At 59.1% G+C, this 25352-nt stretch carries 23 protein-coding genes, 4 tRNA genes and 3 rRNA genes; 20 read left to right on the top strand and 10 right to left on the bottom strand.

All coding sequences use genetic code 11. The features are described from left to right. The first annotated feature begins 35 nt into the window (after positions 1 to 35). A complete protein-coding gene (locus tag ACLQ8T_RS00865) occupies positions 36 to 800 on the top strand; it encodes a hypothetical protein (RefSeq protein ID WP_204719981.1) in 765 nt (254 codons plus the stop codon). Here the strand turns inward: ACLQ8T_RS00865 and ACLQ8T_RS00870 are convergent. Further along, a complete protein-coding gene (locus ACLQ8T_RS00870) occupies positions 797 to 1321 on the bottom strand; it encodes a hypothetical protein (protein WP_413455388.1) in 525 nt (174 codons plus the stop codon). The two genes, ACLQ8T_RS00865 and ACLQ8T_RS00870, sit on opposite strands and share 4 nt — an antisense overlap. Positions 1322 to 1418: 97 nt before the next feature. On the opposite strand from ACLQ8T_RS00870, the gene ACLQ8T_RS00875 reads away from it, so the two are divergent. From ACLQ8T_RS00875 to rrf, 3 genes are all read left to right on the top strand, one after another. Further along, positions 1419 to 2944: ribosomal RNA gene (locus ACLQ8T_RS00875) — 16S ribosomal RNA — on the top strand. A gap of 596 nt (positions 2945 to 3540) precedes the next feature. Further along, a 23S ribosomal RNA gene (locus ACLQ8T_RS00880) occupies positions 3541 to 6675 on the top strand. A 164-nt stretch (positions 6676 to 6839) separates the two neighbouring features. Further along, positions 6840 to 6956, top strand: a 5S ribosomal RNA gene (gene rrf, locus ACLQ8T_RS00885). Together the 16S, 23S and 5S rRNA genes form the textbook arrangement of a ribosomal RNA operon. 377 nt (positions 6957 to 7333) lie before the next feature. Here the strand turns inward: rrf and ACLQ8T_RS00890 are convergent. Next, complete coding sequence (locus tag ACLQ8T_RS00890; RefSeq protein WP_204719983.1) at positions 7334 to 7855, bottom strand: hypothetical protein; 522 nt, start codon at positions 7853 to 7855, stop codon at positions 7334 to 7336. Positions 7856 to 8089: 234 nt separating this feature from the next. On the opposite strand from ACLQ8T_RS00890, the gene ACLQ8T_RS00895 reads away from it, so the two are divergent. The 7 genes from ACLQ8T_RS00895 to ACLQ8T_RS00925 all read left to right on the top strand — a co-directional run bounded on the left by ACLQ8T_RS00895 (position 8090) and on the right by ACLQ8T_RS00925 (position 12503). Next, complete coding sequence (locus ACLQ8T_RS00895) at positions 8090 to 8647, top strand: dihydrofolate reductase family protein (protein ID WP_204719985.1); 558 nt, start codon at positions 8090 to 8092, stop codon at positions 8645 to 8647. A gap of 208 nt (positions 8648 to 8855) precedes the next feature. Beyond that, positions 8856 to 9725 carry a glycerophosphodiester phosphodiesterase gene (locus ACLQ8T_RS00900; protein ID WP_204719987.1) on the top strand — a complete coding sequence of 290 codons (870 nt, stop codon included), beginning with the start codon at positions 8856 to 8858 and terminating at the stop codon, positions 9723 to 9725. A 5-nt stretch (positions 9726 to 9730) separates the two neighbouring features. Beyond that, positions 9731 to 10417 (top strand): hypothetical protein, encoded by a 687-nt coding sequence (locus ACLQ8T_RS00905; RefSeq protein ID WP_204719989.1) that lies wholly within the window; start codon positions 9731 to 9733, stop codon positions 10415 to 10417. Next, positions 10398 to 11129, top strand: coding sequence for an AzlC family ABC transporter permease (locus ACLQ8T_RS00910; RefSeq protein WP_239543140.1), 732 nt, complete (start codon positions 10398 to 10400; stop codon positions 11127 to 11129). The genes ACLQ8T_RS00905 and ACLQ8T_RS00910 overlap by 20 nt, the downstream gene beginning before the upstream one ends. Beyond that, on the top strand, positions 11126 to 11443 hold the full coding sequence (locus tag ACLQ8T_RS00915; protein ID WP_204719991.1) for an AzlD domain-containing protein: 318 nt from the start codon (positions 11126 to 11128) through the stop codon (positions 11441 to 11443). The genes ACLQ8T_RS00910 and ACLQ8T_RS00915 overlap by 4 nt, the downstream gene beginning before the upstream one ends. 53 nt (positions 11444 to 11496) lie before the next feature. Then, positions 11497 to 11817, top strand: coding sequence for an MTH1187 family thiamine-binding protein (locus ACLQ8T_RS00920; protein ID WP_128470802.1), 321 nt, complete (start codon positions 11497 to 11499; stop codon positions 11815 to 11817). Next, positions 11814 to 12503, top strand: a complete 690-nt coding sequence (locus tag ACLQ8T_RS00925; protein WP_204719992.1) for an O-methyltransferase — start codon at positions 11814 to 11816, stop codon at positions 12501 to 12503. The genes ACLQ8T_RS00920 and ACLQ8T_RS00925 overlap by 4 nt, the downstream gene beginning before the upstream one ends. A gap of 9 nt (positions 12504 to 12512) precedes the next feature. Here the strand turns inward: ACLQ8T_RS00925 and ACLQ8T_RS00930 are convergent, their stop codons facing one another. Then, a complete protein-coding gene (locus ACLQ8T_RS00930) occupies positions 12513 to 12893 on the bottom strand; it encodes a hypothetical protein (RefSeq protein ID WP_413455389.1) in 381 nt (126 codons plus the stop codon). Positions 12894 to 13045: 152 nt separating this feature from the next. Here ACLQ8T_RS00930 and ACLQ8T_RS00935 point away from each other — a divergent pair, with 152 nt between their 5' ends. After that, positions 13046 to 13552, top strand: a complete 507-nt coding sequence (locus ACLQ8T_RS00935) for a GNAT family N-acetyltransferase (protein WP_223308856.1) — start codon at positions 13046 to 13048, stop codon at positions 13550 to 13552. Further along, positions 13545 to 14372 carry a fused MFS/spermidine synthase gene (locus ACLQ8T_RS00940; RefSeq protein ID WP_338085731.1) on the top strand — a complete coding sequence of 276 codons (828 nt, stop codon included), beginning with the start codon at positions 13545 to 13547 and terminating at the stop codon, positions 14370 to 14372. The genes ACLQ8T_RS00935 and ACLQ8T_RS00940 overlap by 8 nt, the downstream gene beginning before the upstream one ends. Here ACLQ8T_RS00940 and ACLQ8T_RS00945 read toward each other — a convergent pair. Further along, the gene (locus ACLQ8T_RS00945) at positions 14369 to 14878 is read right to left on the bottom strand and encodes a DUF2087 domain-containing protein (protein ID WP_204719996.1); all 510 of its coding nucleotides are present in this window, start codon (positions 14876 to 14878) and stop codon (positions 14369 to 14371) included. The two genes, ACLQ8T_RS00940 and ACLQ8T_RS00945, sit on opposite strands and share 4 nt — an antisense overlap. 92 nt (positions 14879 to 14970) lie before the next feature. After that, positions 14971 to 16422 (bottom strand): NCS2 family permease, encoded by a 1452-nt coding sequence (locus ACLQ8T_RS00950; protein ID WP_413455390.1) that lies wholly within the window; start codon positions 16420 to 16422, stop codon positions 14971 to 14973. A gap of 169 nt (positions 16423 to 16591) precedes the next feature. On the opposite strand from ACLQ8T_RS00950, the gene ACLQ8T_RS00955 reads away from it, so the two are divergent. Beyond that, entirely contained in the window at positions 16592 to 17569 is a 978-nt protein-coding gene (locus ACLQ8T_RS00955) for a universal stress protein (RefSeq protein ID WP_204720001.1), read from the top strand. A 77-nt stretch (positions 17570 to 17646) separates the two neighbouring features. Here ACLQ8T_RS00955 and ACLQ8T_RS00960 read toward each other — a convergent pair whose 3' ends face one another. Next, on the bottom strand, positions 17647 to 19404 hold the full coding sequence (locus ACLQ8T_RS00960) for an NlpC/P60 family protein (RefSeq protein WP_413455391.1): 1758 nt from the start codon (positions 19402 to 19404) through the stop codon (positions 17647 to 17649). A gap of 678 nt (positions 19405 to 20082) precedes the next feature. Further along, positions 20083 to 20454 (bottom strand): metallopeptidase family protein, encoded by a 372-nt coding sequence (locus ACLQ8T_RS00965; protein ID WP_204720005.1) that lies wholly within the window; start codon positions 20452 to 20454, stop codon positions 20083 to 20085. A 138-nt stretch (positions 20455 to 20592) separates the two neighbouring features. Between ACLQ8T_RS00965 and ACLQ8T_RS00970 the strand changes: the two genes are divergently transcribed. From ACLQ8T_RS00970 to ACLQ8T_RS00985, 4 genes are all read left to right on the top strand, one after another. Further along, positions 20593 to 20665 (top strand) — tRNA-Glu (locus ACLQ8T_RS00970). A gap of 55 nt (positions 20666 to 20720) precedes the next feature. Beyond that, a tRNA-Asp gene (locus tag ACLQ8T_RS00975) sits at positions 20721 to 20794 on the top strand. Positions 20795 to 20843: 49 nt separating this feature from the next. Next, a tRNA-Phe gene (locus ACLQ8T_RS00980) sits at positions 20844 to 20916 on the top strand. A gap of 61 nt (positions 20917 to 20977) precedes the next feature. Then, positions 20978 to 21051, top strand: a tRNA-Asp gene (locus ACLQ8T_RS00985). Positions 21052 to 21107: 56 nt separating this feature from the next. Here the strand turns inward: ACLQ8T_RS00985 and ACLQ8T_RS00990 are convergent. Together ACLQ8T_RS00990 and ACLQ8T_RS00995 are read right to left on the bottom strand one after the other, a co-directional pair. Then, the gene (locus tag ACLQ8T_RS00990) at positions 21108 to 21950 is read right to left on the bottom strand and encodes a hypothetical protein (RefSeq protein ID WP_413455392.1); all 843 of its coding nucleotides are present in this window, start codon (positions 21948 to 21950) and stop codon (positions 21108 to 21110) included. Positions 21951 to 21964: 14 nt separating this feature from the next. Beyond that, positions 21965 to 22765 carry an exodeoxyribonuclease III gene (locus ACLQ8T_RS00995; protein WP_413455393.1) on the bottom strand — a complete coding sequence of 267 codons (801 nt, stop codon included), beginning with the start codon at positions 22763 to 22765 and terminating at the stop codon, positions 21965 to 21967. A gap of 105 nt (positions 22766 to 22870) precedes the next feature. Here ACLQ8T_RS00995 and ACLQ8T_RS01000 point away from each other — a divergent pair, with 105 nt between their 5' ends. Together ACLQ8T_RS01000 and mmsB are read left to right on the top strand one after the other, a co-directional pair. Continuing rightward, positions 22871 to 23923, top strand: a complete 1053-nt coding sequence (locus ACLQ8T_RS01000; protein WP_413455394.1) for a 3-hydroxyisobutyryl-CoA hydrolase — start codon at positions 22871 to 22873, stop codon at positions 23921 to 23923. Then, positions 23920 to 24816, top strand: a complete 897-nt coding sequence (gene mmsB, locus ACLQ8T_RS01005; protein WP_204720013.1) for a 3-hydroxyisobutyrate dehydrogenase — start codon at positions 23920 to 23922, stop codon at positions 24814 to 24816. The genes ACLQ8T_RS01000 and mmsB overlap by 4 nt, the downstream gene beginning before the upstream one ends. Here mmsB and ACLQ8T_RS01010 read toward each other — a convergent pair. Further along, positions 24811 to 25314, bottom strand: a complete 504-nt coding sequence (locus ACLQ8T_RS01010) for a MarR family winged helix-turn-helix transcriptional regulator (RefSeq protein WP_066143502.1) — start codon at positions 25312 to 25314, stop codon at positions 24811 to 24813. The genes mmsB and ACLQ8T_RS01010 overlap by 6 nt on opposite strands. Between the last annotated feature and the right edge of the window lie 38 nt (positions 25315 to 25352).

Genomic DNA, 25352 nt, shown 5'->3' on the forward strand with positions numbered 1-25352 from the left:
AACTCTCAGGGTCTTGCGGATAAGCTGGAGCCATCATGAAAAACGATCCGATTTCAATGACGTTGCTTGGCAAGGATGGAAAGCCGCGCTCCGGCGTGCAGGATGCCATCATGAAGGGCATCGGCGTGCAGCGCCCGATGGTGCTTGCCTACATCAAGCGGTTGCGCAAGAAGCACCCGGAAGCCACGGCAGCCGAGCTGGCAGCCATTGTCGAGCGCGATTACCTGCGTGTGGTTACCGGCACCGGTGCAGCCGTGGGTGGAACCGCAGCCGTTCCTGCTGTCGGCACCGGCGTCGCGCTGGGACTTTCCGTTGCTGCAACGCTGGGCTTCCTGGAAGCTTCTGCGCTGTATGCGCAGAGCCTGGCAGAACTGCACGGCATTGCCATCGACGACCCGGATCGGTCACGAATGCTGGTAATGGGCATCATGATGGGCGAGGAAGGCAGCTCGATGATTGCCGGATTGACTGCCCAAGCCGCAGGCCGTGGCGGAGGCCCGATCCAGGGCTGGGCCAGGTCCTTCGGTGCCGGCAAGTCCACGAGCATCTATTCCGCCATGCAGCGCACCATGCAGAAGAAGTTCTTGCGCAAGATCATCGGCACCCAGGCTGCCAGCACCATGGGCCGTCTGGTTCCGTTTGGCGTTGGCGCGGCCATCGGCGGTGTCGGCAATCGGTACATGGCCAAGCGCGTGATCGAGAATGCCGCGGTTGCCTTCGAGGGAATCCCTACGGTGGTGCCCAGTTCGTTGCCGCTGGATGACCCGCGGGTCATCGACGCTGAGATCGTCGAAGACTAGCTGTACAGGGATTGCTGACCACCTTGGTGGTCGGCTTCCGTCTTTAAGTCAGTTTTAGTGCGTTGCAAGAAACTTTTTCGGGGAGCGATCCGCAAGAACTCGCGCCTTAATCGGCTTTGCGGAATTAAGTGTGCACGGTCACCCGTCAAAACCACCCCGCCGATTTGCAGCACCCCGCAAACCCGTGTATAGTTTTTCCTTGTCGCCGAGAACAAAACGGAACAAAAAACCCGTAGCTCAACGGCGGCAGAACCCCAGAAAATCAAGGTTTTTCCACAGTCTTGTGGATAAAGAATTGAAAAGAATGGGAACCAAGAATACTGGTTCAAATCACAAACAATAGATTTGACTTCCAGAAATTCACGGTTATAGAATATGAATATAACGCTGGACGAAATTACCGCCTGGAATGGTGGGTAAAGAACCGGTAAGTGTTTGTTGTTTGAGAACTCAATAGTGTGCCAAGTTTGTTGATACCGAATATTTTTATTTGGTGAATACATAACATTTGCTTGAGGCATTGCACCCCCGTGCAGTGTTCTTGAGTGTTTTATTATTCGCCAGGACTTCATCGGCTTCGCCCTTCTTTTCCAAGGGGTTGCTGGTGGCTTTTTATTTTTTATGGAGAGTTTGATCCTGGCTCAGGATGAACGCTGGCGGCGTGCTTAACACATGCAAGTCGAACGATGAAGCCCAGCTTGCTGGGTGGATTAGTGGCGAACGGGTGAGTAACACGTGAGTAACCTGCCCCCGACTCTGGGATAAGCCCGGGAAACTGGGTCTAATACCGGATATGACCATGGAACGCATGTTTTGTGGTGGAAAGATTTATCGGTGGGGGATGGACTCGCGGCCTATCAGCTTGTTGGTGAGGTAATGGCTCACCAAGGCGACGACGGGTAGCCGGCCTGAGAGGGTGACCGGCCACACTGGGACTGAGACACGGCCCAGACTCCTACGGGAGGCAGCAGTGGGGAATATTGCACAATGGGCGAAAGCCTGATGCAGCGACGCCGCGTGAGGGATGACGGCCTTCGGGTTGTAAACCTCTTTCAGTAGGGAAGAAGCGAAAGTGACGGTACCTGCAGAAGAAGCGCCGGCTAACTACGTGCCAGCAGCCGCGGTAATACGTAGGGCGCAAGCGTTATCCGGATTTATTGGGCGTAAAGAGCTCGTAGGCGGTTTGTCGCGTCTGCCGTGAAAGTCCGAGGCTCAACCTCGGATCTGCGGTGGGTACGGGCAGACTAGAGTGATGTAGGGGAGACTGGAATTCCTGGTGTAGCGGTGAAATGCGCAGATATCAGGAGGAACACCGATGGCGAAGGCAGGTCTCTGGGCATTTACTGACGCTGAGGAGCGAAAGCATGGGGAGCGAACAGGATTAGATACCCTGGTAGTCCATGCCGTAAACGTTGGGCACTAGGTGTGGGGGACATTCCACGTTTTCCGCGCCGTAGCTAACGCATTAAGTGCCCCGCCTGGGGAGTACGGCCGCAAGGCTAAAACTCAAAGGAATTGACGGGGGCCCGCACAAGCGGCGGAGCATGCGGATTAATTCGATGCAACGCGAAGAACCTTACCAAGGCTTGACATGTGCCAGACCGCTCCAGAGATGGGGTTTCCCTTCGGGGCTGGTTCACAGGTGGTGCATGGTTGTCGTCAGCTCGTGTCGTGAGATGTTGGGTTAAGTCCCGCAACGAGCGCAACCCTCGTTCCATGTTGCCAGCACGTAGTGGTGGGGACTCATGGGAGACTGCCGGGGTCAACTCGGAGGAAGGTGGGGATGACGTCAAATCATCATGCCCCTTATGTCTTGGGCTTCACGCATGCTACAATGGCCGGTACAATGGGTTGCGATACTGTGAGGTGGAGCTAATCCCTAAAAGCCGGTCTCAGTTCGGATTGGGGTCTGCAACTCGACCCCATGAAGTCGGAGTCGCTAGTAATCGCAGATCAGCAACGCTGCGGTGAATACGTTCCCGGGCCTTGTACACACCGCCCGTCAAGTCACGAAAGTTGGTAACACCCGAAGCCGATGGCCTAACCACCTTGTGTGGGGGGAGTCGTCGAAGGTGGGACTGGCGATTGGGACTAAGTCGTAACAAGGTAGCCGTACCGGAAGGTGCGGCTGGATCACCTCCTTTCTAAGGAGCTAACCATTATTGGTTGCCCATGCTGGACACGAGTGTTGTCCGGGTGGGTTGCTCATGGGTGGAATATCAATGGACTCAATACTGGAAAACGTGCTGGCTGATGCTGGTGCGGGGTATTGGCTGTGGCTGCGTGGTGCTTGGGCATCTGCTAGTACGCATTGCAGGGGGTTTTCTTCTTGCGGTGCTGGAATGCGGTGTGTGGGTGTTGTGTGGTTTGTATGGTTTGGCATGCTGTTGGGTTTTGAGGCAACAAGCCTCCTTTCCTGGTGAATGGTTGCCGGGGTTCTTCCTGTGGGGAGGGTCCTGGTGGTGTTCGCTTGGGTGAGGGGTTCTTGGTGTTTCGGTGTTTGTCCTGTGTTTGCTGCAAGGATGTCCTGTTGGATTGATGCTGGCCTTTGGTTGGTGTTGGTTTTGGGGTGTTGTTGCGGGGGTGCGGGGTTGTTGTTTGGGAACTGTATAGTGAACGCGAGCATCTTGCAGATGAGATGAGCTGGGTAGTCCTTTTCCTGGGATTGCCTGGTGTTGGAGTCTTGTCTGCGTGATTTTGTTAGATTGTTTTATTGCTCAATTCTGAGACTTTGATTTGTGTTGAAGTTTTTAAGGGCGCACGGTGGATGCCTTGGCATCAAGAGCCGATGAAGGACGTGGGAATCTGCGATAAGCCTGGTGGAGTCGATAACCGGACGTTGAGACCAGGATTTCCGAATGGGGGAACCCCGCACCATGTTATGTGGTGTGACCTGCAGCTGAATGTATAGGCTGTGTGGAGGGAACGCGGGGAAGTGAAACATCTCAGTACCCGCAGGAAGAGAAAACAACAGTGATTCCGTTAGTAGTGGCGAGCGAACGCGGATGGGGCTAAACCGGTTGGTGTGTGATAGCGGATAGGCGTTGCATCACCGGGGTTGTGGGGTTGACATGTACCAGCGCTATCTTGCTGGTGGGATGAGGTGCAGGCGTATAGGTGAATCGGTTGGAATGCCGGACCAGAGAGGGTGATAGTCCCGTAGGTGTAATGCGTGTCTGCCGTTCTAGTGTTGATACCCGAGTAGCACGGGGCCCGTGAAACCTTGTGTGAATCTGCCAGGACCACCTGGTAAGCCTGAATACTACTTGATGACCGATAGTGAATCAGTACCGTGAGGGAATGGTGAAAAGTACCCCGGGAGGGGAGTGAAATAGTACCTGAAACCGTGCGCTTACAATCCGTTAGAGCCTGGGACTTGTTCCTGGGTGATGGCGTGCCTTTTGAAGAATGAGCCTGCGAGTTAGTGTTACGTCGCGAGGTTAACCCGTGTGGGGAAGCCGTAGCGAAAGCGAGTCTGAATAGGGCGTTTGAGTGGCGTGATCTAGACCCGAAGCGAAGTGATCTACCCATGGCCAGGTTGAAGCGCGTGTAAGAGCGTGTGGAGGACCGAACCCACTTCAGTTGAAAATGGAGGGGATGAGCTGTGGGTAGGGGTGAAAGGCCAATCAAACTTCGTGATAGCTGGTTCTCCCCGAAATGCATTTAGGTGCAGCGTTGCGTGTTTCTTGCTGGAGGTAGAGCTACTGGATAGGCGATGGGCCCTACAAGGTTACTGACCTTAGCCAAACTCCGAATGCCGGCAAGTGAGAGCGCAGCAGTGAGACTGTGGGGGATAAGCTTCATAGTCGAGAGGGAAACAGCCCAGAACGCCAACTAAGGCCCCTAAGCGTGTGCTAAGTGGAAAAGGATGTGGAGTTGCTGTGACAACCAGGAGGTTGGCTTAGAAGCAGCCACCCTTGAAAGAGTGCGTAATAGCTCACTGGTCAAGTGATTCCGCGCCGATAATGTAGCGGGGCTCAAGCACACCGCCGAAGTTGCGTCATTCAAGTATTAGCCTGGTTTCGATTGGGTGCTTGGATGGGTAGGGGAGCGTCGTGTGGACGGTGAAGTCGCGGTGGAAACCAGCGGTGGAGGCCACACGAGTGAGAATGCAGGCATGAGTAGCGAATGACGGGTGAGAAACCCGTCCGCCGAATGATCAAGGGTTCCAGGGTTAAGCTAATCTGCCCTGGGTTAGTCGGGACCTAAGGCGAGGCCGACAGGCGTAGTCGATGGACAACGGGTTGATATTCCCGTACCGGCGAAGGACCGCCCATACCAAGCTGTGGATGCTAACCATGACGGATCATGGCTGTTGCGGCCTTCGGGTTGCTGGTTGTGTGATGTGGTGGGAACCGATGCAGTGAGGTCAGCGTATTAACAGGTGTGACGCAGGAAGGTAGCCGAGCCAGGCAATGGAATTGACCTGGTCCAAGGGTGTAGGAAGAGTGGTTGGCAAATCCGCCGCTCATATGTTCTGAGACCTGATAGGCGCCCCGTTTATGGGGTGATTCGGTGATCCTATGCTGCCTAGAAAAGCATCGGCGCGAGGTCCCAGTCCGCCCGTACCCCAAACCGACACAGGTGATCAGGTAGAGAATACTAAGGCGATCGAGAGAATCATGGTTAAGGAACTCGGCAAAATGCCCCCGTAACTTCGGAAGAAGGGGGGCCTGCCCCGTGATGGAGACGTGCTCTCCGGAGGCGGGTGTGGGCCGCAGAGACCAGGGGGAAGCGACTGTTTACTAAAAACACAGGTCCGTGCGAAGTCGCAAGACGATGTATACGGACTGACTCCTGCCCGGTGCTGGAAGGTTAAGAGGACTGGTTAGCCCTTGTGGCGAAGCTGAGAATTTAAGCCCCAGTAAACGGCGGTGGTAACTATAACCATCCTAAGGTAGCGAAATTCCTTGTCGGGTAAGTTCCGACCTGCACGAATGGAGTAACGACTTCCCCGCTGTCTCAACCATGAACTCGGCGAAATTGCAGTACGAGTAAAGATGCTCGTTACGCGCAGCAGGACGGAAAGACCCCGAGACCTTTACTATAGTTTGGTATTGGTGTTCGGTGCAGCTTGTGTAGGATAGGTGGGAGACTGTGAAGCTTGGACGCTAGTTCAGGTGGAGTCATCGTTGAAATACCACTCTGGCTGTACCGGTCACCTAACTTCGGACCATGATCTGGTTCAGGGACAGTGCCTGATGGGTAGTTTAACTGGGGCGGTTGCCTCCTAAAATGTAACGGAGGCGCCCAAAGGTTCCCTCAGCCTGGTTGGCAATCAGGTGTCGAGTGTAAGTGCACAAGGGAGCTTGACTGTGAGAGTGACAGCTCGAGCAGGGACGAAAGTCGGGACTAGTGATCCGGCGGCACCTCGTGGAAGGGCCGTCGCTCAACGGATAAAAGGTACCTCGGGGATAACAGGCTGATCTTGCCCAAGAGTCCATATCGACGGCATGGTTTGGCACCTCGATGTCGGCTCGTCGCATCCTGGGGCTGGAGTAGGTCCCAAGGGTTGGGCTGTTCGCCCATTAAAGCGGTACGCGAGCTGGGTTTAGAACGTCGTGAGACAGTTCGGTCCCTATCCGCTGCGCGCGTTGGAAATTTGAGAAGGGCTGTCCTTAGTACGAGAGGACCGGGACGGACGAACCTCTGGTGTGTCAGTTGTACTGCCAAGTGCATCGCTGATTAGCTACGTTTGGAAGGGATAACCGCTGAAAGCATCTAAGCGGGAAGCCTGCTTCGAGATGAGATTTCCATGCACCATTGTGTGTGAGAGGCCCCCAGCTAGACCACTGGGTTGATAGGCAGGATGTGGAAGCAAGAACTGAAGACTTGTGCAGCTGACCTGTACTAATAGGCCGATGACTTACAACACACAATAAAACAATAATTTGAACTGATGATTTCAATGCTGTTCGCGTTCACTATACGGTTACGAGACAACAACCTCTAACCAATAAATGCAAGATGAGTTACAAGACTTTGTAGCACCGGAAAACACTGACCAGGAAATATTTGGTTTGTGTGCTTCGTGATTGTTACGGCGGTCATAGCGTGGGGGAAACGCCCGGTCCCATACCGAACCCGGAAGCTAAGGCCCATTGCGCCGATGGTACTGCACTCGTGAGGGTGTGGGAGAGTAGGTCACCGCCGGACTTAACCTAAGTGGGTTTGAGGCTCTAACCAGTGATGGTTGGAGCCTCACCTGTTTAACCCGTGATGGTGGTGCGGGGTGGCCAGGCGCAACGTCTGACCCTGCACTCGTTTAATTGCCGCAGCTGTTGTCCTGCCTCGCAGCCGGCCCATCATCGAGGTATGGTCGAGAAAGCGTCCCTCCTGTCCGCAGGACCGGCGATCGCATCACTGGTGTTTAATGACGTTGTTGCTATCGGAATAGCGTTGTTCACGCTGGATATCCCGTAGACCCTGATCAAAGTTCTTTATATCGTGCTTCCCGTCGCGTTGATTGACGCTGCCGCGGGATCAATCGCCGTGGCAATGGCTTGATTCATCCCATCCAAGAATTGAGAGGGCTAATGGGCTGCTTCTTCAGATTCAATGACTGAAGCGAGCGCCAAATCTTCAACCGTGAGCATCACGGTACTATCCCGCCGGTTGAATAACTGCAAGGTGATGCTTCGGCCATTGCATCGCCAAATGCGAATGGGCTGATTCTCGTCTTCCCAGGGGCGTTCCGGAGCGCCATACAGCTCTGAGAGTTCTGCCTGCAAAACAGCAAACCCAGACCGGGTGACTGGATCTTGAGGGACCCGAGAACTGTAGAGGAACGTACAGACACTCAGGAATTGTTGACGGTATGTATCCCAAGTACTCGATATTTTTCCTGGCAGTCCGAGGTCCAGGCTCGTCATCTTATGAGGTGAATCCTGGTCTTCGGAATCAATCGCGGCGCCTGATATGAATCCAAGCGCATCGAACAGGGCCTGACGCTCAACTTCAGTCTTTGGCCAAGAGCCTTGGACTAAGCCCTGGATAATGGGCATAAGGTCGTGTGGGACAGGGGACAAACTGATGACTGAGTCTGGCAGTGTCATGCGGCGAGCCTACCTTTGATGCATAGGATCGCGGAAGCCGAACACGGCATGGCTGCCCGGCAGCGAGTACCCCGGTCTTGGACTGTGGACAGTTATTTCTATCGCGATCGTGCAGTCCCCGTTCACCGCAAATTCCCTGCTGCCCTAAGACAGCTGCTTGACGCAGTAAGCGCCTAATCCTAGAGTCAGGGCACCGGGGATCGTCCGGCAAGCAAATGGCTGCAGGAGCTTCTGATGGGTTTACTGGCATTTAGCTACAACGTCATGCTGGATGGCTGCGTCGATCATCGAGAAGGCATCGCCGACGATGAATCGCACGACTATTTCACGGGTCTGATGAATGCGCATGAAGGGATGCTCTGGGGACGTGTTACCTACGAACTGATGGAGGAGTACTGGCCAGCTGTGGCTCGGGGCGACAGCTCGGCGACGCCAGCACTGCTACGCTGGGCACAGCATCTGAAGGCGAAGCCCAAATACGTTGTCTCGAGCACTCGCACGGCATATTCATGGAATAACTCCCACCTGCTGAGTGGAGAGCTGCGCGCCTGTGTACTGAGGCTGAAAGACCAGTACCCCGAAGGTGTGCTTCTTGGTAGCGGCAAGCTGGCAACAGCTCTGGACAGGATGGAGCTCATCGATGAGTACCATTTCCTAATTCACCCAGTTATCGCCGGCCATGGTCCAACGCTTTACCAGGCAGGGTTGCAGAAATCCCGTCATCTGGAATTGATCTCAGCGCAACCGCTCTCCAGCGGTGCAATTGCAGCCAGTTATCGGCGGGTTCGCTGAACCCATGCGGATGACGATTTCGCCTTGGAAATCCGGAGCAGAATCGGAAACGCAGACACCTTTTCTTGCCGGGGAGTTTCGAGTTTTGCATGATGGCCGCAGGAGCTTGCAACTGCAGGCCAAGGACTTGAACACAGTTGATGAAATATCCGTCGAGCCAAGCCTAATCTGCAGTATCAAGGAGCGGGGATCGCGTAGCGTAGGAAGCATGGATACGCTTTTCTTCGCCCATCGAGGCAGCTCCCATAAATATTCGGAGAACACTCGTGCCGCCTATCTACAGGCCATCGACGAGGGTGCCGATGGAATTGAATGCGACGTCCATCTGAGCAAAGACGGAATCGTTGTTTGCCACCACGATCCAACGGTCGACCGCACCTCCGATTCATCCGGTCTCGTTGCCGGATATACCCTGGCGGAAATGAAAGCCATGGACTTCACCGGAGTCGTACCGAGCATCGTCCCGGCCGAGTATGGGACAGAAAACGAGCAGCTCCTGAGCCTCGGCGAGCTTTTCGCTCTCATTGAAGAACGCGGCAAGCCAATTGGTTTGGCCATCGAAATCAAGCATCCAAGCCCCTATGGCCACCTGTTGGAAAGGGGCGTGCTGCAGGTCCTTGCAGCGCACGGGTTCGACCCGCAAACCGGGACTGCCGGCTCGCAGGGACAGATTGCCGTGACGCTGATGAGCTTCGAGCCAAACTCCCTGCGCTACCTGGCCCGCACGGTCAGCACTTCGCTATTGTGCCAATTGATGACCGAGGTCAACCCGGACTACGTCCAGCAGTTGATCGACTCTGGCGACGTGGGTAGGGCCGGCGTCTACGATGTGCTGTACCGCTCCGTGCCTGAAGGAATTGAACTGATCAACGCAGGGGGAGCTGGAATCATCGGATCCGGCGTCGCCTGGACCCGAGCCAATGATCATCTAGTGCGCCGGTGGCTGGAGCAGGGGTTGAAGGCACGGATCTGGACGGTCGACCGTCCCTCAGATGCACAATTCCTGGTGGACCTGGGCGTTGGGGAACTGACCAGCAACCGTCCGGCGGAACTACGCAAAGAACTGGAGCTGAGCTAGGAAACATGAGCACCGAGGAAACCGCACAGGTCAATCTGTACCTGCAGGACACCTATGTTTTCGCCACCGAGGCTGAAGTCATTGCTGCGGGCAGCGACGACGAAGGCCAGTGGATTGCGCTGAGCCCGAATATCTTCCATCCCCGCGGTGGCGGCCAGCCCGAAGACTCGGGAACCGTGGACGGGCTGCCGGTAGCGGTCCAGCGCGGTGAGAACGGATTGGTGATCCTGTATGGCGCCGGCGCTAAGCAGGTGGGCGACCAAGTCCAAGCCGAGATCGACGGCGAGCTGCGTCTTTCCCATGCAGCCCTGCACACCGCCGGGCACGTCCTGGGCTTCGCCGGCGAAGATCGCGGCTGGCAGCACAAGGGCCACTCGCACTTCCCCGGGCAATCCCGGCTCGACTTCGATCCGGCCACCGTTGATCTGCCACTGGGCGATGAGAACGAACGGGCAGCGGCGAAGGCCAACATCCAAGAACGCGTCAATGAACTCATTGCTGGTGGCGGAGAAGTCACGACCACCACCGATGACCAGGGCATCCGCACAGTCACCATCGCCGGGGTGAATGCTGAACCATGCGGTGGCACCCACGTGAAGCATCTTGACCAGCTGGAGCACGTTGAAATCGGCGAGGCGAAGGTCAAACGCGGTGTCTACAAGGTCAGGTACGATGCCCGCCACGTCCGCTAGCTGGTTCACGCCGGCGACCAAGATGGGCCTTTCCATCGCGATTGCCACCGGGCTCTACGGCATTTCCTTCGGGGCGCTGTCCATCGCCGCGGGCCTGAATCTATGGCAAACCGTTGCGCTGAGCGCCCTGATGTTCACCGGTGGCTCGCAGTTCGCCTTCATCGGGGTCATCTCCGGTGGCGGTGCCGCCGCGGCGGCATTCTCCGCGGCTTCGCTGCTGGGCATCCGCAATGCCGTGTACGGGATGCAGATCAAGCAAACCTTGCGCCCGTTGGGGCGGCAGGTGCCGTGGATGGCCCAGGTGACCATCGACGAGTCCACTGCGGTGAGCTTGGGGCAATCCGACCCTGCTGAGAAGCGCCGCGGATTCATCGCCGCCGGCGCCGGCGTCTACGTCCTATGGAACCTGTTCACCCTCGTTGGCGCCTTGCTCGGCGAACGCATGGGCGACCCTGCTGCGTGGGGCCTGGATGGCGCCGCGGTTGCGGCCTTCATCGGGCTGCTCTGGCCGCGGCTGAAATCAGTTGAACCGATCATGATCGCAATTGCCGCGGCGATCCTCACCGCGCTGGCGGTACCGGTGACCGCGCCGGGCTTGCCGATTCTGGTGACGGCGGCCTGCGCGGCGATCTACGCCGTGGCCACCGGCCGCCTTGCCCCGGCGGCGACCGAGCATGGCGAACTGGAAAGCATTGAGGAGCAGAAAGCGTGAACGAGCTGAGCTGGTGGATTCTCGGGGCCTGCCTGACGGCCTACGCCATCAAGCTCTGCGGCTTCTTTGTGCCCCGCAGGGTCTTGGACTCGCCGACCATGTCCCATGTCGCCGCCACGCTGACCATCGCGCTGCTGGCTTCCTTGGTGACGGTGAATGCCTTCACCTCGGGACAGGAACTGGTCATCGATGCCCGGATCGGCGCCCTCGCGGCCGCGATCATCGCGCTGGTTTTCAAGGCACCTTATCTTGTCGTCGTTGTTACCGGCGCCCTGGCCGCGATCGTGCTCAGGGCCAGTGGACTGGCTGCCTAGATATTGCCTGCAAGGCGGATGACAAGCCCAGCGCGTAGTGGGACAGTGGAAGCATGATTGTAGCTTTCTCAGTAGCACCTAGTAATGACAACCCCAACGGTTCGGTCCATGACGCAGTGGCTGAAGCGGTGAAAGTCGTCCGGGATTCTGGCCTTCCCAATCGCACCAGCTCCATGTTCACCGAGATCGAAGGCGAATGGGATGAAGTCATGGAGGTGGTCAAGCAAGCCACCTTGGCTGCTGGCCGATTCGGTTCGCGCGTATCGCTGGTGCTGAAAGCCGATATCCGCCCCGGCTACGAGGGCGAGCTCGACGGCAAGATCCAGCGGCTCGAGAAGGCTATAAAGGATAGTGAGGAGAACATGTCGTCATGATCCACCATTCAGCCGAACATGATGCCGGTGCAGTCGACGAATACCTGGAGCGGGAGCTGGGGCTGCGCGTTGCAGCGTTGGAAGCAGGCCGCGAGCATTCCCATAGCGCCGGGTTGCCGCGAATTGAAGTGAGCCCGGCCCAGGGAAAGTTTCTCCAGCTGCTCGTCGAGATCACAGGCGCACGCAGGGTCCTGGAAATCGGAACCCTCGGCGGCTATTCGACCAGCTGGCTTGCCTTGGGCGTGGGAGAAGCCGGTACCGTCATCAGTTGCGAATTCGAGCCGCTGCATGCCTCGGTTGCACGCGAGAATTTGCAGCGGGCAGGGCTGTCCGAACGTGTTGAAATCAAGTTGGGTGCGGCCCAGGGTTCGCTGGATTCGCTGATTTCCAAGCGAGTTGCTCCATTTGATCTGATCTTCATTGATGCAGATAAGCGCAATAACGTGGCCTATCTCGAACGGGCAATGAAACTGTCGCATCCGGGGACCGTGCTGGTGCTCGACAACGTGGTGCGCAGCGGTGCAGTCTTGGATGACCCTGCTGGGCACGGGACCCAGGAGGCCGATGTGCGGGGGATCCAGGACTCCTTGCGGTGGTTGCGCGATGATCCGCGCGTATCAGCCACCGCCCTGCAGACAGTGGGCGTCAAAGGATGGGACGGATTCGCGCTCGCACGCGTCCTCTAGTGGTCACAGCTATCGCGTAGGAGAGTGCTCGGGGAGCTCGGCATCGAGTTCCCCGGCTTCGTCTTGCTTGAACGGCGGCGATTTCAGGATCAAGAAGTACACGCCCAATCCGCAAAGCACGCCCATCGGCGGTCCTACCCACAGGGCCTGCTCGGTATTGCGCACCAAGCCCGCAACAACTGGGCCAACCAGCATGGGAACGATGTAGTAGTAGTGGTCCGGCTCGGCAGGGCCCCAGAAGCGTTCGAATCTGGCAAGAATGCTGAAGCCGGCGGCCAAGAGGACGCAACTGAGCAAAATCACCCAGAAGGTCGAGGAAAGGCTGATGGTCAGGGTCAGTGAACCGACAAAGCCACCGGTCAAGGCAGCGTACTTTGTATTCCGGTCCAAGCCCGACCCCCTTTTGAGCCAAGAAATTTGCAACTACATTAAAAGTTTTTCAAACATCTGGATAGTCCGCAATCCTACTTAAGTAGGAGGGTGCCTTGGTGAGTTGGAAGAAATTAGCGAAGCCACTGCCGTAGGCTAGAGAAGTGCCGCAAATGAACGACTATCGAATCCGACTGGCTACTGAACAAGACGTCCGCCCCGCACTGCAGATGAAATTGCAAGCCTGGAGGGAAGCGTACGCCGAACTTCGAGATGAATCATTTTTCACCCACCATGAAGGCCAGCTCGATGGCCAGGTAGCCTGGTGGGAACGCGGGCTGGCATCCGGCGCGCAATTCTTCATCGCCGAAGACCGCGATGGACGCATCATCGGTCTAGCCGGCGGCACACCGGCCATCGACGAGGACAAGGACGCCGGGGTAGACATCGAATTGGGCATGCTCTATGTCCTGGCTGAGTATTACGGCACCGGGCTGGGCCAGCACCTCTTCGACGTGGTCCTGGGCGAGCGCGATGCGCTGGTCTGGGTCTTGCAGGGCAACGAGCGGGCCCTGGCCTTCTTCGCGAAGCAGGGATTCACCCCCGATGGAACCAGCGAAGCCCTGGCTGGCAGCTGGAAAGGCTTGATCGAGCAACGGATGGTGCGCGCACGTGGCTAGGGATACCAAGGAATCAATGCTCGGAGAATTTCCGATCGACACCGGTACGGCGGTGATCGAGGCCGATCCCTACGGTGCCAGCCGCTACATCCTGAAGGTCAACGGCGTGCCGTCCTCGCACGTGGATTTGGATGATCCGACCTATCTCGATTTCGAGTACATGCGCTGGATGGAACCGATCTTCACCATCGGTTTTCCTGCCGGACAATTTGATGGCCGCGCCCGCAAGCTGCGCGTGCTCCACCTCGGCGGAGGCGGCTGCTCCATGGCCCGCTGGGTTGCCGCCAGCTATGAAAACGCCCGCCAAGTCGTCGTGGAGCTGGATGCCAAGCTGGCGGAGCTGGTGCGCGTGAACTTCGAGGTGCCGCGTGCCCCGCTGGTGCGCCTGCGTGTGGGGGATGCGGCGCAGGTGCTGCCCACCTTGAGCGATGCGAGCCGCGATGTGATCATCCGCGATGTCTTTGCCGGCAGCACCACCCCGCGCGAGCTGACCACTGCCTCCTACGCCCGTGAAGCGCAGCGGGTGCTGGACGCCGGTGGCGTCTACATCATGAATTGCGGCGATACCGCGGACCTGGCCGGCGCCAAGGCGGAAGCCGCGACGCTGCTGGAGGTCTTCGAGCATGTGGCCATGGTCGCGGACCCGCCGATGCTCAAGGGCCGCCGCTACGGGAACATCGTGTTCCTGGCCAGCGACGAGCCGCTCAAGCTCGGCCCGGCCTTCGAGCGCAGCCTGCGGACCGCGCCGTTGCCCGCGCAGCTGGTTGCCGGCGAAGCCGTGCGCCGCTTCGCCACCGGCGCCGCGCCGATTGCCGGCTAGCTGACGGCGCCCATCCGATAGCCGGTGCCGTCGTCGGCGCGCTGCAGCAGGCCGTGGTCGACCATGTAGCGGCGCAGCAGCGCGACATCCGGGTGGAACACCCGCAGCCGTTCATTGAGCTGCTCTTCGCGCAGCTCTTCCGTATCGCCGATGACCGCGTTGCGCAGGTAGAGAACCACCTCGTGGCGGTCCACCGGCTTCGCCGGGAGGGATTGCAGCCGGTGCCCGTCGAAGAAGCGGCGGATCCCGCTGCGGTCGGTCTTCGCGGCCGAGGCTAACGACAATGTCTTCTCCAGCAGTTCATCATCCAGCGCCCAGTCGGAGCCGTCGTGGCGCAGCAGCCCGATGCTGGCCCAGCGCTCCAAGTCCTTGCGCTCGGACTTGCTGGCCGACTCGGGCAACCCCTGTCCGCTGAGCACCGTGCCGAGAAGCCGGCGCATCGAGGGGTTCTTCAAGCCTGCTGCCACCTGGATCCACTGCCCGGCGGTATTCTGCTGTTCGCTCATGAAGCCCATCCTAGCCATTTTCCGCCGGTGCGAGGGCAAAAAGGCGCCCCGCCATCGCAGTCGCGATGGCGGGGCGCCGAAGGGTTGCGGGGCTACTTGACCCCGGCCCACATTTCAATCAGCCCGATGCCGAAGAACAGCACGAAGGCCGCGGAAACAACCCACATCAATGGGTGGATTTCCTTGGCTCGTCCCTGGGTGGCCCGGATGAACACGTAGGAGATGAAGCCGGCGCCGATGCCATTGGCGATCGAGTAGGTGAACGGCATCAGGGTGAAGGTCAGGAAGGCCGGCAGCGCGATGCCCCAGTCGTTCCAGTCGATCTTGGATACCTGTGTGATCATCATGAAGCCGACGACCACCAGGGCCGGAGCCACGGCTTCGAAAGGCACCAGGTAGATCAGCGGGCTCAGGAACATCGCCACGATCATCAGCAGGCCGGTGACCACCGAGGCCAGACCGGTGCGGGCGCCCTCGCCGATGCCGGCGCCGGACTCCACGAAGATCTGCGCCGAGGAGCTGGAGGTGCCGCCGCCGACGATTGCGCCGGCCGCGTCGACCAGCAGGACCTTGTCCACATCGGGGATCTGCCCGTTCTCGTCCATGGAACCGGCTTCGGAAGCCAGACCCACCATGGTGCCCATGGCGTCGAAGAAGATCGAGAGCAGGATGACGAAGGCCAGCAGCGAGGCGGCGGTGACGCCGATCTTGCTGAAGGCGCCGAACACGCTGACCTGGCCGATCAGCGACAAATCCGGCAGGGTCCATTCAGGCAGCGACGGAACCACCAGCGACCAGGTGTTGGTTTCCATCGCGCCGATGTGGAAGACGGCTTCGAGGATGTTGGCGAGGATCGCGGAAACGACGATGCCGATCAGGATTGCGCCCTTGACCTTGCGCACCACCAGGGCCATGGTCAGCAGCAGGCCGACGACGAAGACCAGGATCGGCCAGCCCATCAGCTCGCCGTCGAAGCCCAGGCCCACCGGCACGGTGGTGTTCGCGGCATCCGGAAGGCGCTGGACGAATCCGGCATTGACCAGGCCGATCAGGGCGATGAACATGCCGATGCCCACCACGATCGCGGTCTTCAGCCCGGCGGGAACCGCGTTGAACACCGCGGTTCGGAATCCGGTAAGCACCAGGCCGAACATGACCACACCGGCAATGAGCACCAAGCCCATGACGTCGGCCCAGGCCAGTTCCGGGTTCGTGGCCACGGTGATGGCCACGAAGGCATTGACGCCCAAGCCGGTGGCCATGGCGAATGGGTGACGGGCCCAGATGCCCATCAGGATGGTCAGGATGCCGGCGACAAATGCGGTCACTGCGGCAACGCGCTGGATGCCCAACTCGCCGCCCGAGGAATCGGCACCGGAAAGAACCAGCGGGTTGAGGACGACGATGTAGCTCATCGCGAAGAAGGTGGCGATGCCGCCGCGAACTTCGGTGGAGAATGTTGAACGCCGTTCCGAAATCTTGAAATATCGGTCGATGCGTGCGCTTACAGCAGTCTCGGACGGGGATTTTGTTGAGGAGGGCATGGAAAAATTCTATGACGTTTCAGCCGCTGATTCATATCGATCCAGCTATTCAGTAGGCTGTACGCGAAAACTTTAGACCCAACTCACACCTGGAACTGCGGAAGCAAGTACATTGGTGGTAAGGGAAGTCACAACCCGTTGTATCTGAGGTATTTGAGGAGCGAGTCTGATGAGTGACGAAGCACCAGTAGCAGCAGAGAAGATCGAAGGAATTGTCGTTGGCGTAGACGGTTCCCAGCAGAGCAAATGCGCTTTGCGCTGGGCCGAACGCGAAGCGGTACGCCGCGGCAGCGTATTGAATATCGTGTCCGCCTATACCATCCCGGTGTTTGCCGCATCCTCCATGGACGCCGGCTACTCTACCCTGGACGACGATCTGATCCGCGGGGGTGCCGAGGACATTGTGCGCCAGGCCCGTGCAGAGCTCGAAGGCAGCACCGCGACCATCCGCACCTATATCGAGTCCGGGGACCCGTCGGGCGTGCTGCTGGATCTGAGCCAGGACGCGGAATTGGTAGTAGTCGGAACCCGCGGCCGCGGTGGCTTCGTGGGCCGCCTGCTCGGTTCGGTCTCCTCGGCGCTGCCAGCGCACTCCAAGTGCCCAACTGTCGTGGTTCCGCTGGCCATGGCCAAGGAGCAGGAGGAAGCCGGCGCCGCTGTCGCGGCGAACCGCAAATGCATCGTGGTCGGCGTCGACGGCTCGGACCGCGCCCGTTCTGCGGTGCTGGCGGCAGCGGAGGCGGCCATCGCCAGCGACCTGACGCTGCGGCTGATCTGCGCGGTGCCGCCGGTGGGAGCGGCGCTGGCCTGGATGCCGGCGACAGTGGACCAGGAAGCTGTGCTCGAAGACGTGCGCTACCAGATGAGCGTGGGCACCAAATGGCTCAAGTCGCATTATCCGACGGTAAAGATCGAAACCGATGTGGTCTCCGGGCCGCCGGTTGAGGTGCTGATCCGCGAGTCCGAGCATGCGGTGCTGACCGTGACCGGCTCTCGTGGCCGTGGCGGCTTTACCGGGATGCTGCTCGGCTCGACCTCGCAGGGCGTCTTGCACCACTCCAAGGGCCCGGTCATGGTTGTGCCGGACTCGGAAGATCCACGGCTGGAGAACCGCAAGGACTTCGACACCAGGGCGCAGGAGCAGTAGCCGCGCCGCAACAGCCAGCATGCACGAAGGCCGCGCACCCACCGGGTGCGCGGCCTTCGTGCTCGAGGGCAACCAGCTTAGTAGCGGGCTGCCTTCGGGTAGAGGTTGTTGACGTGGCTCAGCGGAGCCACCGAGATGCCGGCGCTCGGGTTGCGAGCGTGGACTACCTGGCCGTTGCCGATGTAGATGGCTACGTGGTAGAACGAGGATCCGCCGTTGGATGATGAGAACACCAGATCGCCTGGGCGCAGATTGCTCAGCGAGACGTACTGCGGGGCGCTGGCGAACTGCTGCGACGAGGTGCGTGGCAAGCTGATGCCGGACTTGCCGAAGGCGCGCTGCGAGAAGCTCGAGCAGTCGAAGGCATCCGGTCCGTTGGCGCCGTAGACGTAGTACTTGCTTGGATCATCTGCCGTCTTCAAGGCCCAGGAAATCGCTGCCGAGTAGTTGCTGGACTGCGGAGCAATCTCAGGCTTCGGCTCTGGCTTTGGTTCTGGCTTGGGGGTCGGCTTCGGGGTGACCTTGGGCTTCGGCTCCGGCTTCGGGGTGACCTTGGGCTTCGGCTCCGGCTTCGGGGTGACCTTGGGCTTCGGCTCCGGCTTCGGGGTGACCTTGGGCTTCGGCTCCGGCTTCGGTTCGGCCTTTTTGGTTGGCTCTGGCTTCGGTTCGGCCTTTTTGGTTGGCTCTGGCTTCGGTTCGGCCTTTTTGGTTGGCTCTGGCTTCGGTTCGGCCTTTTTGGTTGGCTCTGGCTTCGGTTCGGCCTTTTTGGTTGGCTCTGGCTTCGGTTCGGCCTTTTTGGTTGGCTCTGGCTTCGGTTCGGCCTTCTTGGTTGGCTCTGGCTTTGGAGCTGCAGGTGGCTCGGTGGCTTCCGGTTCTTCTTCAACCTGCTCAGGCTCAGGCTCGACCGTTTCCTCTTCAGGTTCGGTCTGCTGCAGCTCGCGAGGCTTTTCAATCGTGAGCGGCTGAATGGTGAAGATGTCCTTTTCGGGAACGTTGACGTTTTCCTCTTCGGCGATCACTTTCGCAAGAGTTTCTTCCTGCTCCTGCGCCTCGCGCTCTTCAACCGCCTGGCGGACCTCGGCTTCTTCCTTCTGCTTCAAGGTAGCAAGGTGGCCGATCAATTCATCGCGCAGCTGCTGCTCAGGTTCGATAGCCGCTTCGTAGGTTGCCAAGGTGCTGTTCGCGGTCGCTGCAGCGGCGTCATAGTTCGCTGCGGCTTCCTGCGCGGCATTCTGTGCCGCGTCGGCGTACTCCTGCCAAGCCGAAACGAGGCCCTCGGCCTCGGTGGCGGTGTTGACGGACTGAACCTTCTGTTCGCTCAATGCGTCGATGGTAGCGGCCTTGTAGAACAGGTCGCCTTCCTGGTTGTCATCAAGGAGCAGGCTCAGGGTTGAGGTGCCAGCGCCGTTGCGGTAGATATCTGAGGCGATAGCGCCCAGATCGTTGCGGCTCTGCTCCAAGTAAGTCTTTGCGTACTCAAGCTGTTCAACGGCCTTCTCAGCTGCAGTGGTGCGCAGATCGCGCTCTTCGCCGGCAGTAAGCAGGGATTCCTGGGCCTGAGCGGCTTCGGTTTCAACGCGCTGCAACTCGGCACGGCTGGAAGCAAGAGAAGCTTCGATTCGCGCGATCATCGCGTTAGTCGAAGCTTTGTCCTTCTTTGCTTCCTGGATTTCCGCGTCCGACGGCAGCGCAGAAGTGCTTGGTGCGGCAGCGATCGCCACAGACTGAGGGAGTGAAGCTGAAGTGGATGCGGAAGCGGGCAAAGCGCCTGCAAGGCAGGACACCGCTAGGGCCAGGGTGCTTGCAGCAACACCGAGCGTGTGGCGAGTAGCCATATCGTTCCTCACTAAAGTACATGGATGACGCGGAGTGCGTGAGTCGTGACTTTCAGCAATATGAAGGTCACGATTCGGATAAGACTCCAAATAGCACATTAGGCCAATTAAGACACGCTTGGCAACACTGTTCACATCAGTCACATGAATCCCATCCGTGTAATTCTCGGGCCTATTCGGCGGTGATCTGCACAGATAATGGTTTTTCGGGCCTGTGTGACTTATCGAGAGCAATTGGGAAATAACTAATAGATGCGTCTCGCTTCGTTACCAAGGGCTTACTTGCCATGAAGTTTGGGTAACGTGCGGGATCAATAGGTGCGGCTCAAAGCGTTGCCTTTAAAAGAGATCTTCTCTCGAAGTGCATGAAGATCCTTTACTGCCCTCCGGACTTGGCTGTGGCGGCAAGGGAAAGTGGCCATGCCAAGTTCTTCCGGCGGCAATTTCTCGTCTCGCCGAGTTAGGCCGGCGCGAGTGCGGCAGGTGCCGGCCTATTAAACACCACTTTGGTTATGGGCATCGCAATTGAGCCGCGTCGCCTTCCGGGTGGAGGATGTGCCCCAGCGGCTAGTTTCGATCGCTGGCCTGTGGCCCGGGTCTCTCTCAGCTGGAAACATGCCGCCGGAATCTAATTGTTTTGTGAGGCAGATCTCAAAAGAAGATTTCGCGATTTCGACGCTACGACCACCCTAATTCGTGTAATTTTGCATCGTCGATTCCGAAGTGGTGGGCCACTTCGTGCATCACCGTAATCCCGATTTCCCGCACTACTTCTTCACGTGTTTCGCAGGCTCGAAGCGTCGGATTCTTGAAGATCGTAATGCGATCCGGGAGTGCTCCGACGCCCCAATCCAGGTCCCGTTCCGTGAGTGCGACACCCTCGTATAACCCCAGAATCTCAGGGTTTTCCGGCTCTCCAGGGAGAGGCTCGTACTCGTCTTCAATGAAGAAGATGACGTTGTCCATCATTGCGAAGGCGGCCTCTGGAATCGCGTCGATAGCCTGTTCGACCAGGGCCTGGAATTCGTCGTCATCCATCTCGAAAAGCATGGTTCCAGACTATGCCTGTGCACCCGATTTGGCATGGGCAAAACCCGTCCAGGAGCCGATTTTGCAAAAGCAAAAAACACTGCGTATAGTTATTGGAGTCCGCTACGGAGAAGCAAGAAACCGAAGCGAACAACTTAGGCCCCCATCGTCTAGCGGCCAAGGACACTGCCCTTTCACGGCAGCGGCACGGGTTCGAATCCCGTTGGGGGTACAAGCAACCACTTAGTGGTTGCCAGATGGAGAAATCCATTGGCTTGCGAAAGCAAGGCCCTGTAGCGCAGTTGGTTAGCGCGCCGCCCTGTCACGGCGGAGGTCGCGGGTTCAAGTCCCGTCAGGGTCGCTCAATTTACTATTCCAATAGTAAATTTGGTGTCCACTTAGTGGTACCAGGCTCTGTAGCTCAGTTGGTAGAGCGTTCGACTGAAAATCGAAAGGTCACCGGATCGACGCCGGTCGGAGCCACGCAGGCCCTCGGTTCATCCCGGGGGTTTTACTGTGTGACTTGAATTTATTCAAAGCACCAGGCCCTGTAGCGCAGTTGGTTAGCGCGCCGCCCTGTCACGGCGGAGGTCGCGGGTTCAAGTCCCGTCAGGGTCGCATACTAAACAGAAGCTCCGGATTCCGGAGCTTTTGCTGTATCCGGGGACAGGGAGCTAGTTTGCGCGACCCAGATGCCGCGGGCCGATCCAGCGACTGCTCAGCCGGCGGTATGCCGCAGCGGCGCTCGTCAGGTCCTCGTCTTCCAATGCCTGAATACCGTGCATCAGATCATTCACGGATTCATCTGGCCACACAATTTCTGCCAGCAGTCCATAATCCAGTTCAATCACCGAGCGGCTGTCGAAAGTTTCCAGCCAGCCGCCCAGGCTGCCCAGCTCCTCGAAAAGCTGCGACTGCGGCGCATGGGTCGCCAGCGTCTGCACTGCCCAAGACAGGCGATTAATGGCCTGTTCGAAGGAGGCATACATGCGAACGGTCTTCAGCTGCTCACCGCTATGCACCAGTTCGTGCTCGTCGTCCTCGCGGAAGAGGGCGAACCAGCCCAGCGGGATGCCCCACGACGAGGTCCTCGTGTGCAGATGGGTCAGGTCTTTGGCCAGGCGGTCGGCATCAACGCGTTGGGCATTGGCCTGCCGCGCTGTCGGCGGCACCAGCAGGTCGAACACCTCGGTCCGCATGGCTTCTTCGGCTTGTTCGGCGGCGAGCAGGCTGCGTGCCTGTAGTTGTCCAGGGCAGTACCGGGTGTGCTCGGTGCCTTGGTAGTCCAAGGACTTCACGGTGCGGAAGAATTCCGGCTCGTCGTGCGGGAACGGGTCGGAGACGTTGCGCAGGGTGCGGCTCCAGAGCCGCTCGTTCTCGAAGGCGTCCCATTGCTCCCCGGTGCGCCGGGGAGTGCGCAAGATGATGGACTGGGCCCAATCCTCAAAGGCGTCCAGCGGCTCATAGACGCGAAGGTGCGCTGTGGCGGCGGTCAGCTCTGCGGCGGGCCCAGTCATCTTTGGTGTCATGACTAGTCGGCCAGCTCCACGATAACCGGGGCGTGGTCGCTGGCGCCCTTGCCCTTGCGTTCCTCGCGATCAATGCTCGCACCGATTACCCGTGCGGTGAGCGCCGGCGAAGTGAGCGAGAAATCGATGCGCATGCCTTCGCCCTTCGGGAAACGCAACTGCGTGTAGTCCCAATAGGTGTATTGGCCTTCGGTATGCGGACGCACCACATCGGTGAAGCCGAGCTCCTCGAAGGCGGTGAAGGCGGCGCGCTCTGGCGCTGATACGTGGGTCATCTTGTTCTCGATGAAGAAGTCGATGTCCCAGACGTCTTCGTCCTTTGGCGCGATGTTCCAATCGCCCATCAAGGCAATCTGCGCCTCGGGATTCTGCGCCAGCCAGCCGGCGGATTCCTGCTTGAGCGCGTCCAGCCAGTTCAGCTTGTAGCCCATGTGCTCATCATCCAGCGCGCGTCCGTTCGGGACGTAAAGGCTCCAGATGCGTACCCCGCCGCAGGTTGCCGCGATGGCGCGAGGCTCTTGGATCGGGTTCTTTCCGGCCTTGCCGAACTCCGGCTGCCCAGGGAAGGTGCGTTCAACATCTTCGAGGCCAACGCGGGAGGCGATGGCAACGCCATTCCACTGGTTGACTCCGAAGTGCGCCACCTCGTAGTCGTTGTTCTCGAACAGTTCCCAGGGGAAATTGTCGTCTTTGCACTTAGTTTCCTGGATAGCCAGGACATCTACATCGGTGCGTCGCAGCCAATCCTCAACACGGTCGGCGCGGGCTCGCAGGGAGTTCACATTCCAGGTTGCAATCTTCACTAGTTCAACCTATCAAGTTTGCTGTCCTGTGCCACTTCAATTTAGTTGGAAGTCCGAGTATATTCGACACCAGTAGGTGACCTCAATCACTCAAAGGAGAGGCTGTTGCCTGAGATTCTGACCGAACGCCGGGGACACCTGGGGCTCATAACGCTGAACCGGCCCAAGGCACTGAATGCGCTCACCACGGACATGTGCCGGGAATTCCTCGATGCCCTGCTCCAGTGGCGCAATGACCCGGAGATCGCCCAAGTAGCGGTCGTCGGCGCTGGGGAGCGCGGCCTGTGCGCCGGAGGGGATATCGTGGCGATCTACCGGGACATCCTGGACCGCAGTGGCGCTTCGGCCGACTTCTGGCGCATCGAATACCAGCTCAATGTCCTGATCGACGAGTACCCCAAGCCGTACATTGCGCTCATGGACGGAATTGTCCTTGGCGGCGGCATCGGCATTTCGGCGCACGGCAGCCATCGCATTGTTACCGAAGCCAGCCGGTGCGGCATGCCGGAAGTCGGCATCGGATTCTTCCCGGACGTGGGTGGAACGCATTTGCTGGCGCGTGCGCCGCATGCCGCCGGGCGCTTGGCGGCATTGACCGGAATGAAATTCGGTGCCGCCGACACCATCGCCTTGGGCCTGGCCGACTCCTATGTGCCGCAGGAGAAGATCCCTGTCTTGCTCGCCGCGCTGGAAACCCGGCCCGCCGCGGCAGTGCTGGCCGACTATGCGCAGAGCCCGGAGCCGGGATTCCTGCACGAAGAATGGGTGCAGTCCTTTGGCGAAGAAAGCATCCCAGCGGTAGTGCATGCACTGGAGCACAACGACTCCCCGCAAGCCCAGGAAGCGCTGAAGGCCCTGGTAGCTGCCTGCCCAAGCTCGGTACGACTAGTCGAAGAACTCATTCGCCTGGCTGGAACCGATTTGAGAACGGATCTGCAGCGGGAATACCGGGCCGCCGTGCATCGGCTCGACGACCCGGATTTCGCCGAGGGCATTCGCGCCGCAGTGGTCGACAAGGACCGCAATCCGCAATGGACCGAAACGGTCCCCGGGCAAACTGCGGCCCAACGCACGCAAAGGCACCTGGCACCCTTGCCGGGAGCAGAACTGACTTTCGCACTGCTCGCTGAAGATCTAGAGGAAAAGAGCCACTCATGAGCGTCAAGCCAGTCATCGGATTCCTCGGCATGGGCCATATGGGACTGCCCATGGCCATCAATCTGCACAAGGCCGGCTACCGGATCAAGGGCTTCGACGTGATTCCTGCAGCGGTGCAGGCCGCCGGGGAAGCAGGCATAGCCACTGTGGCGACCGGCGCAGAAGCAGCCACTGATGTCGATATCGTCATCACCATGTTCCCCTCGGGAAAGCACGTGCTCGATGCCTACCGTGAATACCTGCTGGAGAGCGCCAAGCCCAATACGCTCTTCCTGGAGTGCTCCACCATCGATGTAGCGCAGGCCCGTGAAGCGGCGCAGCTAGCGGTTGACGCGGGGCATCGCAGTGCCGATGCCCCGGTTTCCGGAGGCGTCGTCGGGGCGGAAGCGGGGACCCTGACCTTCATGCTCGGTGCGCAGCCCGAGGATCTCGAGGAGATCACCGGCGTGCTTGAGCATATGGGCAAGCGCATCGTGCATTGCGGCGGATACGGCGCCGGCCAGGCCGCGAAGGTCTGCAACAACATGCTGCTGGGCATCTCGATGATTGGCGCTGCCGAGGCGTTCGTGCTGGGAGAACGGCTGGGCCTGGAGCACCAGGCGCTGTTTGATGTCATTTCCTCGGCCTCGGGACAGTGCTGGTCGGTGACGACCAATTGCCCTGTGCCTGGGCCGGTGCCAGCTTCTCCAGCTAATCGCGATTACCAGCCGGGGTTCGCTGCCGCATTGATGGCCAAGGACCTGGGCCTGGCGGCCAGTGCGCTGGAGCATACGACGACCGATGCCCAGCTCGGCTCCCTTGCCGCGGCGCTGTACCGCAAATTCAGCGATGAAGGCAATGCGGGCACCGACTTCTCCGGGATCATCAATGCGATCCGCGACGGCTCGCTATAGGAAGTCCCCGGAGGCCTTGCGGAAGCGGGCCAGGATCTCGAAGATTTCGGTTGCGTCGGTGCCCGAAAGATTGCTTCGGGCGAAGAGCTTTTCGTTCAGGTCGTCACGGGCCGCGGGCAGCACCTGCTGGCCTGCGGCCGTGAGCTCCAATAGCCGGGTGCGGCCATCGGTTGGGTGCGGGATGCGCCGCACCAAGCCGGTGGCTTCCAGCCGGTCTACCGAATTGGTCAGGCTGGTTGCGTGAACCTGCAGGAGCTGGCTGGCCTGGCTCATGGGCAGGGAACCGCGCTTCGAGAAGCCGAGCAGGGCTAGTACTTCGAATCTCGCAAACGTCAGCCCATGCGGCTTGAGGATGGCGTCGGCCCGCTGCAAGTAGATCGATGCTGTGCGCATCACCGCGGTAATCGCGGCCATGGAGTCGGCCTCGGCTGACCACCCGTGGGAAATCCACTGTTCCCTGGCTTGCGCGATTGGATCGCGCGGCAGCGGAGAAGTCATTTGCATACCCCCAAAAGAAGACTTAGTCCAACAATATA

The organism is Glutamicibacter sp. FR1 (assembly GCF_047300825.1).
In the GTDB taxonomy this organism is placed as follows: Bacteria; Actinomycetota; Actinomycetes; order Actinomycetales; family Micrococcaceae; genus Glutamicibacter; species Glutamicibacter nicotianae.